This is a genomic window from Amycolatopsis sp. NPDC051373 (genome assembly GCF_040689465.1).
In the GTDB taxonomy this organism is placed as follows: Bacteria; Actinomycetota; Actinomycetes; order Mycobacteriales; family Pseudonocardiaceae; genus Amycolatopsis.
The window spans coordinates 119,853-135,262 of record NZ_JBFBAE010000012.1; the positions used below are offsets into that span (position 1 = coordinate 119,853).

The 15,410-nt window shown below is 71.6% G+C and carries 16 protein-coding genes and 1 pseudogene; 11 read left to right on the forward strand and 6 right to left on the reverse strand.

Going from position 1 to position 15,410, the window contains the following annotated elements:
* Positions 1-201: 201 nt before the first annotated feature.
* Positions 202-318: pseudogene (locus AB0383_RS23365) on the reverse strand (TetR family transcriptional regulator); the annotation flags it as partial.
* Here AB0383_RS23365 and AB0383_RS23370 point away from each other — a divergent pair.
* From AB0383_RS23370 to AB0383_RS23380, 3 genes are all read left to right on the forward strand, one after another.
* Positions 312-1,124 carry an alpha/beta hydrolase gene (locus AB0383_RS23370; RefSeq protein WP_366188520.1) on the forward strand — a complete coding sequence of 271 codons (813 nt, stop codon included), beginning with the start codon at positions 312-314 and terminating at the stop codon, positions 1,122-1,124. The pseudogene AB0383_RS23365 and the gene AB0383_RS23370 sit on opposite strands and share 7 nt — an antisense overlap.
* Positions 1,125-1,289: 165 nt before the next feature.
* Positions 1,290-3,074: a serine/threonine-protein kinase gene (locus AB0383_RS23375; protein ID WP_366188521.1), complete on the forward strand. Its 1,785-nt coding sequence runs from the start codon at positions 1,290-1,292 to the stop codon at positions 3,072-3,074.
* Positions 3,075-3,132: 58 nt separating this feature from the next.
* On the forward strand, positions 3,133-4,113 hold the full coding sequence (locus AB0383_RS23380) for an LD-carboxypeptidase (protein ID WP_364184930.1): 981 nt from the start codon (positions 3,133-3,135) through the stop codon (positions 4,111-4,113).
* An 84-nt stretch (positions 4,114-4,197) separates the two neighbouring features.
* On the opposite strand, the gene AB0383_RS23385 is transcribed toward AB0383_RS23380, so the two are convergent.
* Positions 4,198-4,410, reverse strand: a complete 213-nt coding sequence (locus tag AB0383_RS23385; protein ID WP_364184929.1) for a hypothetical protein — start codon at positions 4,408-4,410, stop codon at positions 4,198-4,200.
* A gap of 1 nt (position 4,411) precedes the next feature.
* A complete protein-coding gene (locus AB0383_RS23390) occupies positions 4,412-4,738 on the reverse strand; it encodes a maleylpyruvate isomerase family mycothiol-dependent enzyme (RefSeq protein WP_366188522.1) in 327 nt (108 codons plus the stop codon).
* Between the two features lie 117 nt (positions 4,739-4,855).
* On the opposite strand from AB0383_RS23390, the gene sigJ reads away from it, so the two are divergent.
* The 6 genes from sigJ to AB0383_RS23420 all read left to right on the forward strand — a co-directional run bounded on the left by sigJ (position 4,856) and on the right by AB0383_RS23420 (position 8,143).
* Positions 4,856-5,746 (forward strand): RNA polymerase sigma factor SigJ, encoded by an 891-nt coding sequence (gene sigJ, locus AB0383_RS23395; protein ID WP_364184927.1) that lies wholly within the window; start codon positions 4,856-4,858, stop codon positions 5,744-5,746.
* A gap of 97 nt (positions 5,747-5,843) precedes the next feature.
* A complete protein-coding gene (locus AB0383_RS23400) occupies positions 5,844-6,302 on the forward strand; it encodes a carboxymuconolactone decarboxylase family protein (protein ID WP_366188523.1) in 459 nt (152 codons plus the stop codon).
* A 538-nt stretch (positions 6,303-6,840) separates the two neighbouring features.
* Positions 6,841-6,984 (forward strand): hypothetical protein, encoded by a 144-nt coding sequence (locus tag AB0383_RS23405; protein WP_366188524.1) that lies wholly within the window; start codon positions 6,841-6,843, stop codon positions 6,982-6,984.
* Between the two features lie 154 nt (positions 6,985-7,138).
* Positions 7,139-7,315, forward strand: a complete 177-nt coding sequence (locus tag AB0383_RS23410) for a hypothetical protein (protein WP_366188525.1) — start codon at positions 7,139-7,141, stop codon at positions 7,313-7,315.
* 11 nt (positions 7,316-7,326) lie between these two features.
* Positions 7,327-7,506, forward strand: coding sequence for a hypothetical protein (locus AB0383_RS23415; protein WP_366188526.1), 180 nt, complete (start codon positions 7,327-7,329; stop codon positions 7,504-7,506).
* A gap of 70 nt (positions 7,507-7,576) precedes the next feature.
* Positions 7,577-8,143, forward strand: coding sequence for a hypothetical protein (locus tag AB0383_RS23420; RefSeq protein ID WP_366188527.1), 567 nt, complete (start codon positions 7,577-7,579; stop codon positions 8,141-8,143).
* Between the two features lie 44 nt (positions 8,144-8,187).
* Here the strand turns inward: AB0383_RS23420 and AB0383_RS23425 are convergent, their stop codons facing one another.
* Positions 8,188-9,252, reverse strand: a complete 1,065-nt coding sequence (locus AB0383_RS23425) for a putative sulfate exporter family transporter (protein WP_366188528.1) — start codon at positions 9,250-9,252, stop codon at positions 8,188-8,190.
* Positions 9,253-9,392: 140 nt separating this feature from the next.
* Here AB0383_RS23425 and AB0383_RS23430 point away from each other — a divergent pair, with 140 nt between their 5' ends.
* The gene (locus tag AB0383_RS23430) at positions 9,393-10,148 is read left to right on the forward strand and encodes a GntR family transcriptional regulator (RefSeq protein WP_364184918.1); all 756 of its coding nucleotides are present in this window, start codon (positions 9,393-9,395) and stop codon (positions 10,146-10,148) included.
* A gap of 47 nt (positions 10,149-10,195) precedes the next feature.
* Here the strand turns inward: AB0383_RS23430 and AB0383_RS23435 are convergent, their stop codons facing one another.
* Positions 10,196-11,095, reverse strand: a complete 900-nt coding sequence (locus AB0383_RS23435) for an AraC family transcriptional regulator (protein WP_364184916.1) — start codon at positions 11,093-11,095, stop codon at positions 10,196-10,198.
* 208 nt (positions 11,096-11,303) lie between these two features.
* Here AB0383_RS23435 and AB0383_RS23440 point away from each other — a divergent pair, with 208 nt between their 5' ends.
* Entirely contained in the window at positions 11,304-12,128 is an 825-nt protein-coding gene (locus AB0383_RS23440; protein WP_364184914.1) for an alpha/beta hydrolase, read from the forward strand.
* A 101-nt stretch (positions 12,129-12,229) separates the two neighbouring features.
* On the opposite strand, the gene AB0383_RS23445 is transcribed toward AB0383_RS23440, so the two are convergent.
* Positions 12,230-15,328, reverse strand: a complete 3,099-nt coding sequence (locus tag AB0383_RS23445; protein ID WP_366188529.1) for a discoidin domain-containing protein — start codon at positions 15,326-15,328, stop codon at positions 12,230-12,232.
* Positions 15,329-15,410 lie beyond the last annotated feature (82 nt).

Sequence of the window (15,410 nt, forward strand, 5' to 3'; positions counted from 1 at the left end):
TGCGGGCAGCCGGGATCGACCGCTTCGGCGGCGACGTCCGCCCCCTCGACCTCGACGCGCCGGCGAGCCCGGGGCCGGACGAGGTCGTGGTCTGCCGTCGCAGGTGTCGCGCTCGGTGGTGGCGGTGATGCCGTCGAGGTAGGCGGCCACGAGCAGGTCCTTGCCTGGGAATAGCTGGTAGAGCGTCCGCTTGGACACTCCGGCGCGGTCGGCCACCTCGGCGATGCCGGTGGTGTTGATGCCCTGGCGGTAGAACAGGTCGGTCGCCGCCGCCAGGATCCGCGATCGCGGACTGGTCGCCTCCGGTGTGCATGTCACCGCCTCTCGCCCAGGTACCGATCGGTACCTCCACCGGCACGCCGGTCCTTTTGCTGCAGCACTTCCGCGGCGGTCTCGACAACTGGGACCCGCTGCTGATCGACGGCCTGGCCACCGACCGCCCCGTGATCCTGCTGGACAGCGTCGGCGTCTCCGGCTCGGCCGGCGAAGTCCCGGTGACCTTCGAGGCCATGGCCGACTTCGCCGCCGACGTCGTGCGCGTCCTCGGCCTGGCGCTGGTCGACGTGGTCGGCTTCTCCATCGGCGGCGCCGTGGCCCAGGCCTTGACGTTCCGGCACCCCGAACTCGTGCGCCGCCTGGTGCTGCTCGGCACCATCCCGCCGGCCGGCGACATGAGCGAGGCCGAGGCGAAGGTGCTCGATGTCGTCATGCACCCCGACCTGACCCTGGACGACTACCTCTACCTTTTCTTCGGCCGCAGCGCCGCAGCCAAGCAGGCCGGCCGCGAGTTCTGGCAGCGTCGCCACCAGCGCACGACCGACTACGACCCCGAGGCCACCCCCGCCGTGGGCGAGCGCCAGCAGCAGGCCGTGGTGAGCTGGGCCCAGTGGCCCGAAGCCGACCGTGACGCCGCCCTGCAGGCCGTCACCCAGCCCACCCTGGTCGTCAACGGCGACCACGACATCATGCTGCCGACGGTCAACTCGCACCTCCTGGCGAAGCACATCCTGAACTCCCAGCTGATCATCTACCCGGACTCGGGCCACGCGTCGCAGTTCCAGTGCCCGAAGGCGTTCCTGGCTCACCTGCGCCAGTTCCTCGACGCGGAGGTCGTGTTCAGCTGACCCACTGTCCGGACCGGACGGACCGTCACCGTCGGGCCGGACGGCCCGGCCGGTCAGGATCCGCGACCGTCCCCGGCGTGCCGTGGCGGTCGCGCTCCGCTGGGCTGTGACGGCGGGCACCGGAATACCGTGAACGGGCGGCCGCCCAGCCCCTACACTGTGCGCGTGTCTGCGCAGGTGATCGCCGGGCGTTATCGGCTGGAGGAGCGCCTCGGCGCCGGCGGGATGGGTGTCGTCTGGCGGGCGACGGATCTCGAATTGCGGCGGACGGTCGCGCTCAAGCGGTCGCTCGACGGCGACGGCGGGCAGATCCGGCGTGAGGCACGATTGGGCGCCTCGCTGCACCACCAGTACGTCGTGGCGGTGTTCGACTCTGTTGTCGACGGCGACGACCGGTGGCTCGTGATGGAGTACCTGCCGGCCCGAAGCCTGGAAGAGGTCGTCCGCAGCGACGGCGTCCTGAAACCGGAGCGGGCCGCGGCCGTCGGGGCGCAGATCGCGTCCGCGCTCGTCGCGATGCACGCGCGCGACATGGTGCACCGCGACATCACGCCCGGCAACGTCCTGGTCACCGACGACGGCACGGCCAAGCTCGCCGACCTCGGCATCTCCCGCTGGGACGAGGTCACGCTCACCGGCAGCGCCAGCGTCGGCGGCACCGCGGGTTACCTCGCGCCGGAGGTGGCGAACGGGTACGCCGCCGGCCCCGCCGCGGACGTTTTCTCGCTCGGCGCGACGCTGTTCGCCGCCGTCGAGGGCGTTTCCCCGTGGGGCAGCGGGGAAAACGGGCCGTTCGGGCAGCTGCGGCGCGCGGCGGAAGGCAAGGTGCAGTCCGCGCGCAACGCCGGCTCGCTCGCCCTCACGCTGGCGGTGATGCTCGACCGGCAGCCCGCGAACCGGCCCACCGCCGCAGAGGTCGAGGCCCTCCTCAGCGGCGCCCCGACCGCACAGCTGCCCCGCCGACGCCGCCCGCGACGGCTGAAGCTCGTCGCCGCCGGCGTGCTCGGCGCCGTCGTCCTTCTGGTGGCCGGTTTCCTCGTCTTCACGCGCAGCGAGGCGCCGCCCGCGAACGCGACGTCCGACCTCGTCGGCGACCCCCGCACCGCCGACCCGTGCTCGCTGCTGACGGTGAACTCGCTGGCCCCGTACGGCAAGGTGTTCCTCGAACCCAACCTCGGCACGTTCGCCCGCTGCGACCTCGACACCACCCTGGCCGACGGCAGCACGATCGTCACCAGCCTGGAGCTGACCGCGCCGGAGGAGTACCCGCAGGTGCCGCCGGTCCGCGGCCGCCTCGGCGACATCCAGCGCCCGAACGCCGACCCCGGCCGGTGCCGCCGCTACTTCGTCCTGCCCGACCTGCGGCTCATCACCGTCAGCACCGTCCGCGCCGACGGCGGCGACTCCCCTCAGCTGTGCGCCATGTCCGACGCCGTGGTCGGCGACGCCTACGCACGCGTGGTCCGCGGCCCCATCGCCCGCCGCGCCCAGCCGTTCCCGCCGGCATCCCTGGCGCGCGTCGACGCCTGCACCCTCGTCGACGACGCGACTCTCCGCCGCGTCGCCGGCCCCGATTACCCGACCGACCGGTACTTCGCGAACTGGGCGTGTTCCTGGGGCGAGGACGCGGAGTCCGTGGACCTGTACTACGACCGTCAATGGCCCCTGGCCACCGACCCGCCCGACGGCCAGACTCCTACCACCGTCGGCGGACGCCGCGCGTACGTCGATCCGCACGACGACGACGACGACGGCGACGTTTGCGACGTCACCGTCGTCTACCGCACCTACACGCCGGCCCTGCCGACGGTGAAGGGCACGCCGGCCCAACGCGACGAGGTCGTCCTCGTGGAGCTCACGGACGAGGCCGACAAGGGGAAGCTCGACGTCATCTGCGCCACCGCGAAGTCGATCGCCGCGGTGGTCGCCGCGCGGCTGCCGTCAGCGTGAGGCCGCGCGCTCAAGAAATGCGTCGCGAGGTGCTGCGGGAGCCGCGGATACTCCGGCGGTGACCGATTCCGCGCTGCTACGACCCCGCGCCCTGAGGCCCGGAGATCTCGTCGTCATCGCCGCGCTGTCCGGGCCGCTGCAAGCCGGCTACGAGCCCGACCTCGACCAGGCGGTGGTCGTGCTCGAGCGGATGGGATTCCGCGTGCGCAGGGCACCGTTGCTCGAAGCGGGACGGCACCGGTGGTGGAGCGCGGCCGCGCCGGCGGAGATCGCCGCGGAGTTCAACGCTCTCCTGCGTGATCCCGAGGTGCGCGCGATCATCGCACACGACGGCGGCCAGACGGTGCTCGGTTACCTCGACCTGATCGACTTCGCCGCGATCACCGCCGACCCCAAGCCCATCCTCGGCTACAGCGACATCTCGCTGCTGCATCTCGTGCTCTACGCACGCACGGGCCTGGTCGGGTTCCACGCCGACCTGGCCACCCCCGGGCTCGGCGGGCACTGGCAAGCCGCCCCCGAACAGCGGAGGGCCGAGCTGGAGAAGCTCCATTCGAAGGTGCTGACCAGCACGGAAGCGATCGGTCCGCTGCCCGCCACCCCGTCCTGGGAGTGCTGGCGCGCCGGACGGGCCGAAGGCCGGCTGATCGGCGGGGTGATCAACCGCATCGTGCTGGCGCAGGCGACGCCTTTCGCGCTTCCGCTGGGCCGGTTCGACGGCGCGGTGCTGTTCTGGGAAGAGATGGGCGGCCTGGCGTCGTACGTGTGGAGTTATCTCCAGGTCCTGCGACACAGCGGCATCCTGGACCGGATCTCGGGCATGGTCGTGGGGGTCCCGCACGCGATCGACGGCCTCGCCGCGCCCCCGGAATCCCCGACGCTGCCCGAGATCGTCCTCGCCGACCGCGACATCCCGGTCCTGGGCAACGTCGAGTTCGGGCACGCCGGCCCGAACCTGCCGATGCCGGTCGGCCTTCGCGTCGGCCTCGACGCGCGGCAGCGGGCGTTGTCCTTGCTCGAACCGGCGGTATGCGCGTAGCTCAGGAGCCCAGCCGTGTGGTCAACTCCGCCACACCGTCACCACTGAGATCGGGCAGGAACACCGCACGGCCCGCCATCACCATCACCAGCGACAGCAGCGGCCGGCAGCCTCGGGCCCCGCGCCTTCGGCGAAGTCGGCGTCCGTCGCCCGCAGAGTCAGCCCCGCGGCCACAGTCTTGCTGTTCACCGCGAAGTTCTTCGTGGCGAAGAACCGGGCGACCGCGAGCAGTCCCTCGGCGTCCGGCTCGTGCTTCAGCCCCAGCGGCCGGCGAATGTCCTCGGCGTGAACGATCACCTCACCCAACCCCGCCGGAGACGGGCTTCACCGGCGTGGCGATGGGACCGACCCGGCGAAACCGCTCAAGCGTCTCCTCCGGCGTACTCCCCCGGAACTCCTCGAGCCGCCGCCGGTTGTGCACATCCCCGTCGAGCCGGGCCCCGATCATGTTGCGAAACCAGGCCCACCGCGACAGCGTCGCGGCCGCCCCGAGGTGGGCGACGACCTCCTCGACATCCCACTCGGCGCACAACGTCTCCGCCCGCCACTGTTGCGGCTCGAGCGCGCGCAGGTCTTCGACGAGCGCGGCCAGCTCACGCGCCTGGAACTCCGGCAGGTCGTCCACGCCAGTGACAATAGCCGCCTCACCCGCACCGCGAGGGCTGTCCGGCGATCATCGGTGCGAGCGTCCGGATGTCGATGGGTACGCTGGATCCACGTGCCGGAGGAGGTTGCGGTCTGCATGGGTGATGGGCATGCGCCCGGACGGTCCGAGCAGGAGGACAGGCTCGGCGCCGAGTGGGAGACGCACCGGCCCGCGGTCTTCGGCGTGGCCTACCGGCTGCTGGGGAGCGTGGCCGATGCCGAGGACGTGGCCCAGGACGTGTGGCTGCGCGCGGCCGGATCCGACCTGCACGAGGTCGACGACCTTCGGGCCTGGTTGGTCACGGTCGCCGCACGACGGTCGTACGACATCCTCAAGAGCGCTCGCTCCCGCCGGGAATCCTATGTCGGGCCGTGGCTGCCGGAACCGCTGCTGACCGGGCCGGACGCCTCGGAACGGGTGCTCGTCGACGAGTCCGTGAGCACGGCGATGCTGCTGATCATGGAGGAGCTGAGCCCACCGGAGCGGGTCGCCTTCGTCCTGCACGACATCTTCGGTTTCGAGTTCGCCCGGATCGCGGAAGTGCTCGACGTGTCCGTACCAGCGGCCCGGCAGCTCGCCTCGCGGGCACGGCGCCGGGTGACCAAAGCGAAGCAGTCCCCTTCCCCGGCGCCGAAAGCGGAGCGCGAACGGCTGCTGGCGACCTTCCGCGCCGCCTACGAATCCGGCGACCTGGCCGGCCTGGTGCGGCTCCTGCACCCGGACGCCGTCTACGTCACCGACGGCGGCGGCAAGATCTCCGCGGCACGCAAGCTCATCCACGGTGGTGAGCGGGTGGCCGAGGTGATGGTGCGAGTGGGTCGCCAGTGGCGTCCGGACCACATCGACTTCGTCGAGGTCGGCGGCGAACCCGCCCTCGTGTTCCGCCGGCAGGGCCGCGTTTTCTCCGTCGACACGGTGCAGATCACCGACGGTCTGATCACCGCGTACCGCAGGGTCATGAACCCGGACAAACTTTCTCAGGTCTGAGCTGTCACACCTGCCGAGGCTGCCTCGTCTCCCTGCCGAGAACGCACGACGCGCCCGGAGGGCGCGGCTCGGACCACACGAAGGAATCGAAGGAACTGTGACGAACACGCAGCGCGTCCGCATCGACAAGCAGCACCCGGCCGCCTACAAGGCCCTCATCGCCCTGTCGGCGGAGGCGGACAACGGCGCCGTCGCGGCCGGGCTCGACCCGCTCCTGGTCGAGCTGGTGAGGATCCGCACCTCCCAGATCAACGGCTGCGCGTTCTGCCTGCGCATGCACACCCGTGACGCCCTCAAGAAGGGCGAAAACCCCGACCGGATCGCGGTGCTGCCCGCGTGGGAAGAGACCGAGTACTTCTCGGCGACGGACCGCGCCGCCCTCCGCCTGACCGAGGCGATCACCCGCGTACCGGACGGACACGTCAGCGACGAGGACTACAGCGCCGCCGCGGCCGAACTCACCGAAGACCAGATCTCGGCCGTCTCCTGGCTGGTCACGGTGATGAACGCCTTCAACCGCGTCGCCATCACCAGCCGCTACCAAGTCGCCGGCTGACCTCGCCCCGCCAGTCTGCCGGGCGCCGGCGGGCCGGCGGCCTCGGAGGAGGCCGCGGCCCTGGCGGCGGTGGCAGCGGGTTCGGTTCTGCTGCCGGGTGACGCGGGATACGACGACGGACGCCCTGTGTTCAACCTGCATCACGAACTGGTGCCCGCGGTGATCGTGCCGGCCCAGAGCACGGCCGATGCGCAGGCCGTCGCTTTCGCGGCGGAGGACCACCGGCCGGTTCTGGTTGAGCGAATGGCCGACGCGCTGCGGGCGTGGGCCGATTGGCACCCGGGCACCCCGGAAACCATGATTTCGTCGTTCGCCGTGCTGCGGCTGCGACCGATGCCCGAACCGCTACGCGGCGCATTCACGATGTCCTTGCGGTTGGCCTACAACGGCACGGCCCAGGACGGCGAGCGCATGGTGGCTCCACTGCGGACAGTGAGCCCCGGCAATCCTCGACACCGTAAGAGACACCGTACAGCTCAAGTGGTCGGTCGCCGAGCTACTCGACGGCATGCGGCCCTGACAAAGCGACCGGCGGCTGGTGAACAACCTCGCGCCGATAGCGGCGCCCGACGCCGCCGCGATCTACGAACCGGAACGCTACGCGCGCCTGGCGGCCGCCAAGTTGACCCACGACCCGGCCACCATGTTCCAGATCAACCACAACGTCGTGCCGGCCACCTGAACACGCAGATCCGCGCACTCATCCGGCCGGGTCCACAGTGGACGTCACGGCGGGCGGCACCGGAGCCGGAACGTCCCCGAACGACGCAACGAAAGTCAGCAGAACATGCCTCGACAGCTCGATCTGGCCCGGCGGCACGTCCACCTCGCGTGACGTGACAGCCACCTTTCGCGGAGAGTGGGAGGCCCAGCACCCCCACGGGACGGTGATCTACCGCAATCTGACAGCCGACCCGCTCCCCCACCTCACCGACGACGTGTTCATCGCCGGGAACGAGGACCCCCTGCGTGCCACACTGGCCCGCGAGCTCGAACAGGCCGACGTCGCCTGATCACCGCCCCGATGTACAACCTCACGGTCCCCAGCACGCTCAAGGCCTGGATCGACTTCATCCCCGAGCTCACCTTCGCCATGAAGCGGGCATGGGGACCGGAAGCCGTTCGCCGGTACGAAGCGTCTCGGGCCCGAGCACACGAGGACGCCGTCACCAAGGCCAAGGAGTTGGCGGCTCGCTTCGCCTGAGCCGCCCCGCCGACGACGTCCGAGCCGACGAGTGCTGAGCCACACCGGGCCGGCCGGGTACCGTGCGGCAGTGACCACGCTCGACGACCGCGGCGGTGCGCCGCTCAGGCGGCTGCACTGCGCGCCGCACCCGGGGCGGGAGTACCTGCCCATCGAGCTCGCCCTGCGCGACATGCGGGCCGCGCACGGGCGCGACCCCGAGACGGGTGACGGGTCCGGCACGCGGTCGTGGGTCGGGGTCTGCCTGGGCATGATCGTGCTCGACACGTTGTCGGGGACGTCCGCGCCGGCGGGGCAGCGATTCAAGCGGCTGCTGATCGAACACGGCGTGGACCACGACGACGCGGTGGTGCTGTGGATCATCCGCAACTCGCTGCTGCACGGCTACGGCCTGCCACGTCCGGCCGACGTGCGGCACCGGCGCGTGGAGGTGACCGGCGAGACCGACGCGTTCGCACTCGACACCGGCGACGCACGACTGGTGCGGCTGAGCGCACCGGTGTTCTGCAGCCACCTTGTGGAACGGGTGGCGGCGTCGGTGCCGCACCGGTGGGACACGAGCCTCATCCACACGCACGACGCGCCCGCGGACGTTCGCTACGTGCCGTCCCCCGACCGCGGCGACCACATCGGGTAGGGGACTCCTGCTCGCGGATCCGCCGGCCCCGCCCGCAGCGGTTTTCAGAGCGAGCCGGTCGCCGCTTGCAGGCCGAGGCTCGTGGCCGCGACGGCGATCCACAGGACGCCGCCGAGCAGGAGCGGGCGCGGGCCGGCGCGGCGCATGTCCGCCAGGCGCAGGGAAAGCCCGATGCCCGCCAGTGCGGTGGTGATGAGGAACGTGCCCAATGTGGACAGTGCGGGGTGCCAGGAGGCGGGCACGACGCCGAGGGTGTCGAGCGCCGCGGCGGCGATGAAGCCCACCAGGAACAGCGGGACGATGCGCCGCCACGGCATGGTGCGGATGCTGAATCCGGCCCCGCCCGCGTTCTGGCGGGCTTCGCGGCGGGCGGTGAGGAACGCGAGCACGATCACGATGGGGATGAGCGTGAGCGTGCGGGTCAGCTTGACGACGATGCCGTACGAGCCGGCGTCGCCGCCGTAGGCGAAGGAGGCGGCGACGACCGAGGAGGTGTCGTTGATGGCCGTGCCCGCCCACAGGCCGAAGCTGTGCGAGCTCATGCCGAGCAGGTGGCCCAGCGGCGGGAACAGCAGCACGGCGGCGATGTTGAAGGTGAAGATCGTGCCGATGGCGTAGGCGACGTCCGTCTGCTTCGGCTTGATGACGGCGGTGGTGGCGGCGATCGCGGACGCGCCGCAGATGCCCGTGCCCACGCCGATCAGCGTGCGTGTGTCGCGATCGATGCCGAGCCGGCGGCCCAGCAGCCAGGCCCCGCCGAGGGCCACGGTGAGCGTGCCGAGCATAACGGGCAGCGACTGCACCCCGACGCGGACCACTTCCTGCAGCGACAGCCCGGTCCCGAGCACGACGATCGACAGCTGGAGCACCGGTTTCGAGGCCACGCCGTAGCCCGGCGCCCACCGCTGCTCGCGCAGCCCCGGCACGACCGCCGCGGCCAGCGCGCCGAGCAGGATGCCGAACACGGGTCCGCCGACGATCGGGACCAGCGAGCCCAGCGCGGTCGCGACTCCGGCGACGAGAAGCGCCACCAGCAGTCCCGGAACGGCTTCGGCGACGCGGTCCCGCGCCGGGTGCCGGTCGGCGACCCGGTCCTGGGTGGCGGTCACCGGGCGCCCGCTCGTTCGCGTGTCCCCATCGACATTCCCCTCCCGAGTCCGCCCGTGCCCAAATGTACGTACATTGAACGTAGATTATGTCCGCACATTTGGCTACCGGTAGTGTCGGGCGAGACAGCCCGGAGGAGGCCATGGCCCCACGAACGCTGAGCCGCTCCGGCTCCGAACCGCTCTGGCGCCAGCTCCAGCGCGAGCTGCTGACCAGGCTCGATGCCGGTGAGTTCACCGAACAGTTCCCGGGTGAGCTCGCGCTGGCCGAGGAGTACGGTGTCAGCCGCCACACGGTGCGCCAGGCCCTGCGCCAGCTCCGCGCCGACGGGGTGGTCGTCGCCGAGCGCGGTCGTCAGCCGCGGGTCGCCCCGCCGGCCGAGATCGCGCAGCCGCTGGGCGCGCTCTACAGCCTGTTCACGTCCGTCGAGGCGGCCGGCCTCGCGCAGCACAGCATCGTCCGCACGTTCGACGTCCGCGCCGACGCACTCGTCGCCGAGCGCCTCGACCTCGAAGCCTCGACGCCGCTGGTCTATCTGGAGCGCCTCCGCCTGGCGGGCGACGAGCCGCTGGCGATGGACCGCGTGTGGCTGCCCGCCGACGTCGCGAAACCGTTGCTGCAGGCCGACTTCACGCACACCAGCCTCTACGGCGAGCTCGCCCGCCGCACCGGCATCCGCCTCGACCAAGGCCGCGAAGAGGTGCACGCCGTCATCCCCACCGCCGCCGAACGCACCCAGCTCGCCTGCGCCCACGACGTCGCGGCCTTCGCCATCAACCGCCTGAGCCACTCCCAGGGCCGCCCGATGGAGTGGCGCCACACCCTCGTCCGCGGCGACCGCTACGCGTTGACGGCCGAGTTCTCCGCCGCCGGGTACCGGCTGGTCAGCCAGTCCTGACGCGCCACGCGGCCGCGAACCGCACCAAGTCGGAGATCACTCGCGCGTCACTCACGGGTCATCGAGTTCTTCCGGAACCGCGCGGGCGAGGTGCCCACCGCGGCGCGGAACGCCTCCACGAACGCCGATTCGGACCGGTAGCCGACCTCCCCCGCGATGCGCACCACGAATCGGTCGGAGTTCGCCAGCAGGTCGGCGGCGATCATCATGCGGACGGTGGTGAGCAGCGTCGACACGGTGCCCCCGGTGCGCGCCGTGAACCGCCGCACGAACGTGGCACGCGACATCGAGGCCGCCGCGGCCATGCGCTCGATGGTCCACGGTTCGCGGGGCCGTTCGACGACGCCGGCGATCACCTCACCCAGCACGTCGTCACCCATCGCGGTCCCCAGCGCGGGCATCCTGAGGCGTTGCTCGGGGCGGCTGCGCAGCGCCATCGCGAGCAGCGCGTCGCACACCGAGGACACGATGGCGCTCGTTCCCGGGCCGTCGAAGGCGGCTTCCGCGCGCAGGACCTCGGCCAGGGCCAGCGCCGAAGCGTTGAGCGTGACGTGCAGCAGGGACGGCAGCAGGCGGAACAGCAGCATTCCGGCGGCTGTGTCGAAGTGGAAGTGGCCGCAGAACAGGTCGTGGTCGGGCTCGGCGCCGACGGTGCGGCGAGTGGTGAACGCGGCGCCCTGTTCGTCTTCGAACGGCAGCTCCCGGCCTGAGGTCACTCTGACGTGGTGGGCGTCGCCGTGCGGGAGGACGAGCAGATGCCCGGGGGCGAGGTCGACGACGGCCGCCGCCGTGGTCACGGTGCACCTGCCTTCGAGCGCGACGTAGAACGGCATTTGCCAGGGTGCCGCCGCTTCGTGGTCCACGGAGAACCTGCCGGCCATCAGGCACCGCACGTCGATGCTGCTCTCCGGGTGCACGAGCCGGATGAGCCGGCTCAGCGCGTCCATGAGCCGATTCCGGTGAAACGTGAGCCGTTCACGCGTGGTCCCCTCCTTCGGTGCGGGCAATCATCCAAGGGCCTCGAACGTGAACGCCACCGGATCAGAGGTGGCGCAAGCGTAGTCTGCGAAGCGCAGGTTCGACGCGCTTCGCTCAGTGTCCACGCAACAGATTCACGAGGTATTCGGGAACGTCGCGAGAAACGGAGACAAAGCCATGCCGACGATCACCACCGACGACGGTGTCGAGATCTTCTTCAAGGACTGGGGCACCGGCCAGCCGATCGTGTTCAGCCACGGTTGGCCGCTGTCGGCGGACGACTGGGACAACCAGATGTTGTTCTTCCTGCAGCAGGGCTATCGCGTCATCGCCCACGACCGGCGCGGTCACGGCCGCTCGTCGCAGGTCGCCGACGGACACGACCTCGACCACTACGCCGACGACCTCGCCGCGGTCACCGCGCACCTCGACCTGCACGACGCGATCCACGTCGGGCACTCCACCGGCGGCGGCGAGGTCGTGCGCTACCTGGCCCGCCACGGCGAGGCCCGCGTCGCCAAGGCCGCGATCCTGTCCGCCATCCCGCCGCTGATGCTGCAGACCGACTCGAACCCGGGCGGCCTGCCCAAGAGCGCCTTCGACGACCTGCAGGCGCAGCTGTTGGCCAACCGTTCGGTGTTCTACCGTGCGGTGGCCTCGGGCCCGTTCTACGGCTACAACCGGTCCGGCGCCGAACCCGACGAGGCGATCATCCAGAACTGGTGGCGCCAGGGCATGATGGGTAGCGCGCTGGCCCACTACGACGGCATCGTCGCGTTCTCCCAGACCGACCAGACCGAGGACCTGAAGAAGATCACCGTCCCCGTCTTCGTCGGCCACGGTGACGACGACCAGGTCGTCCCCTACGCCGACGCCGCCCTGCTGTCGTCGAAGCTCCTGCAGAACGCCACGTTGAAAATCTACCCGGGCTTCCCGCACGGCATGCCGACCACCAAGGCCGAGACGATCAACGCGGACCTGCTGGAGTTCTTCCGCTCCTGACCGGCGCGCCCTGCTCTACCTCGCCCCCGCAGCGGGCGAGGTAGAGCGACTCGTCCGGACTGCCGTTTCCTGTGTGGACAGTCCGTCGGCAGCTCGCCGGGTCACCGCACGGTGAGCCGCGTGAGGCTTGCCGTCGGGTTCCCGGTGACGTGGACGGCGACGTAGCGCGCCGTGCCGGTGAGGGCGACCGTCGTGGTGCGGCGCGCGGTGGGCGTTCGCGCTGCGGTGTAGGTGCGGCCGTCGATGCTCGTCTCGACCGTGAAGGCGGGTAGGCGGCCGCCGGTCCAGGTCAGTTCGGCCGTGGTGACGTCGTGGGCCGCTCCTAGGTCGACGACGAGGCGGCCGTTCGGGCCCGGGCGCCACGAGGTGCGCGGATCGTCGTCGACGGCGGCGGCAGGGGTGGTCATGCCCGGTGGGAGGGGTTCGGCGGGGAAGGTGACCGCGCCCAAAGCCAGGTCCGGCAAGGGGTACGGGCGGGTCCGGTGGGCGGTGACCGTCACCGGGTGCCGGGCGGGGAGGACCACGGGCCGCCATGGTTCGCCCGTCGGCTGCACCGAAAGAACCACGGTGCGGTCGGCGGTCAGCCGGAGAGTGGCGGCGTCGACGACGGTCGCGCGCACGCCGGCGGGCAGGGCGTGGCCCACGCCGCGCACGGTGAAGCGCGCCGGTTCGACGCGGGCTTCGGCGGGCGACGCCGACACCGACCACGAAGTGCCGGTCGCGGTGACGACCTGCGAGCCCTGGTACAGCGCCGCAGCTCCGCCCGAGGCGGGCAGGGTCAGGGTTCCCGACGTCGCTGCGCCGGAGAGATTGAACAGCACGAGGTGCCCGTCGAGCACGGAAACCCGCAATGCCGCGTCACTCGCCGTCGGACGGGGCGCGCGCACCGCGGCGTCCAGCTCGCGCGGGTCCGGGTGGCATTCGACGTGCAGGGGCGCGGAATCGCCGTCGGACAGCACGATCCGGTCGCCGGTGACGGTGGCCGGGTGCGGTGAGCCGGACACGACGAACCCGGCTCGGCCGTCGACGTCGAGCCAACCGCCGGTCGTGCTGACGGCGGGCAGCGGGTAGGTGCCGGCCGCGGTCCACGTGGTGCCGTCGGCCGAGGTTTCCACGCGATAGCGACGGCCGGCGGCGGCCTCCCAGGCCACGCAAACGCGGTCGAACCGTTGTGGCGCACCGAAATCGAGCGCGAGCCAGCTGTCGGCGCGCGGGCGGTCGGCGACGGAGACAGCCCAGCGCGTGGTCGCGTCGCCGTCGTTCGCGTACTTCGCCTCCTTGCCCGGCGAAGCCGAAGAGGCCGAAGCCGCGGCCGCGCGGGCGAGGTCGGGGCCCGGCGCCCCGTCGCGGACTTCGAACGACCACACCGAATATCCGTACGCCGGGTCCGGCTGCACGCCGAGGATCCGCACGTACCGGGCCGTCACCGCGGAGAAAGTCACGTCGTCGGTGCGCCCGCCGCCGGACGGCGGCGCCGGCGCGACGGGGACGGTCACCACGCCTTCGGCGGTGCGGTAGGTCCGCTCGCCGGTCAGCCCCGGCACGCCGGGCATGGCGAGGTTGTACACCGACACCACACCCTCGCCGGCGCCCAGACCGGTGCTGGAGTACACCGCCGCGCCCGTCGGCAGGGTCGCGAAACCGGCGTAGCCGTGGTCGAACTTCCACACCGCGGCGCTCGCGTCGAAGCCGTCGCGAACCTTCGCCCACGTCGTCGCGTGCCGGTCCCGCACGGCCAGCGCGGTGGACGGCAGCAACATGGGCGTGGCCCCGCTGACGGCGAACAGCCAGTCGTCGTGGTGCGGCTGCCACGCGAACTTCGTGAACCCCGGTTTGCTCACCGCCGCTGCCCACGCGGCGGGGCTGCGGTGCGCGAGCAGGCCGGGCCCGTCGCCGAAATCCGCGACGCCGACGGCGTGCGCGTCGAATTCCGCCTGGCTCACCGGACGCACCGGGCCACCGTGGTCCGCGCGCCATTCGTGCAGCAGGTAGCTGATCGCGATCTCCGCGCGTGCCTCCGGCTCGTACTTGGGCTCGCCCGAGAACTTCGTGACGCGATCAGCGGGCGCGTAGGCCTGGTACGGCTCCAGCCGTTCGGCCAGCTGCGCCTCGGCGCGCGCGGCGTAGCGGTCGCCGAGCACCTGCGCGCGGAACGCCAGCGGGATGACGTCGCGGCCGTACAGGTGCTCGCGGTCGGCGACCATCGGCATCAGGGGTTCGCCGGCGTCGCTGGCCATCAGCAGCATCGTGCGCCACAGCAGCTCGCCGTTGGGCTGCGCGGTGAGCACCTCCGGCAGCGGCTGCCCGGCCAGCAGGAAGTGCATCGCGTTGCGGCCGGAGGTCCGCCAGAGCTCTTCCTGGTAGTGCGGGCCGAAGGAACCGTGGTTCTCCACCAGGAACGTGTCGTAGAGGTTCTCCGCCGTGTTGGCGGAGATGGGCACACCGTCCACCACGCGCGGGTTGGCCAGGTCCGCGGCGGGCAGCGCGGTCTCGTTGCGGCTCCACCGCCCGAACCACTCGCGCCACTGCACGGCGCGGGGATCCGTTGCGGCCCAGGCCATCCCCGGGGCGAGGGCCTGGGCGTACACGCCCATCTCCTCCAGCTTGGTGTCGCCGACGTGCCCGCCGGCCAGCCCGTTCGGCGTCCAGTCGCCGGACAGCGGGTCGTTGCCGGTACCGAGCCCGGCGGTGTACGCGGCCTGCCCGGTCGCGATCTCGTCCAGGTTCGCGCGCGTGGCAGCGTCGAGGTCGTGCCACAGCAACCGGCCGGCCAGCTGGAAATAGGACTGGAACGTGGTGTCGAAGAACAGCCGGCGGCCCCACTCGGTGCCGCCGGTGATGAGGTTGCTCGCCGCGAAGTGCCGGATGGTGTCGACGGTGTGCCGGTGCAGTACCTCGCGCTCGACGCCCGTGACCGCAGCGTCGTACCCGTCTCGCGTGAGCAGGACCGCGTTGCCCAGGACCACGGCGAACGTGAAGTCCTTCGCCGGGTAGACGCCGGCCGCCGGGTCGAACTGCTGCTCGGCCCAGCGGGTGTGGCGCAGCAGCACGCGCAGGTAGGTCGCGGCGACGTCGTCGGGCGCTTCCCCACCGCGGGCCGGGGCGTCGGCCCGCGCCGCCGGGGTCACCAGGCCCGCGCTCACCAGCGCGAGCCCGCCCGCGCCGAGTCCCTGAAGCACCGCGCGCCGCCTCAGCGCCATGTCCGCCCCCTCGTTGACAACCTTGTCATCACGTCGGCGCCGATTCTGCTTGCCGAGGCGACCGGCAGGCAACGCCGGACGG

Bases quoted from the DNA above. Each gene is read 5' to 3' on its own strand.
- AB0383_RS23370 (WP_366188520.1), top strand. From the start codon at position 312: ATGTCACCGCCTCTCGCCCAGGTACCGATCGGTACCTCCACCGGCACG.
- AB0383_RS23435 (WP_364184916.1), bottom strand. From the start codon at position 11,095: ATGGACGCGCTGAGCCGGCTCATCCGGCTCGTGCACCCGGAGAGCAGC.
- AB0383_RS23430 (WP_364184918.1), top strand. From the start codon at position 9,393: ATGGCCCCACGAACGCTGAGCCGCTCCGGCTCCGAACCGCTCTGGCGC.
- AB0383_RS23445 (WP_366188529.1), bottom strand. From the start codon at position 15,328: ATGGCGCTGAGGCGGCGCGCGGTGCTTCAGGGACTCGGCGCGGGCGGG.
- AB0383_RS23440 (WP_364184914.1), top strand. From the start codon at position 11,304: ATGCCGACGATCACCACCGACGACGGTGTCGAGATCTTCTTCAAGGAC.
- AB0383_RS23415 (WP_366188526.1), top strand. From the start codon at position 7,327: ATGTACAACCTCACGGTCCCCAGCACGCTCAAGGCCTGGATCGACTTC.
- sigJ (WP_364184927.1), top strand. From the start codon at position 4,856: ATGGGTGATGGGCATGCGCCCGGACGGTCCGAGCAGGAGGACAGGCTC.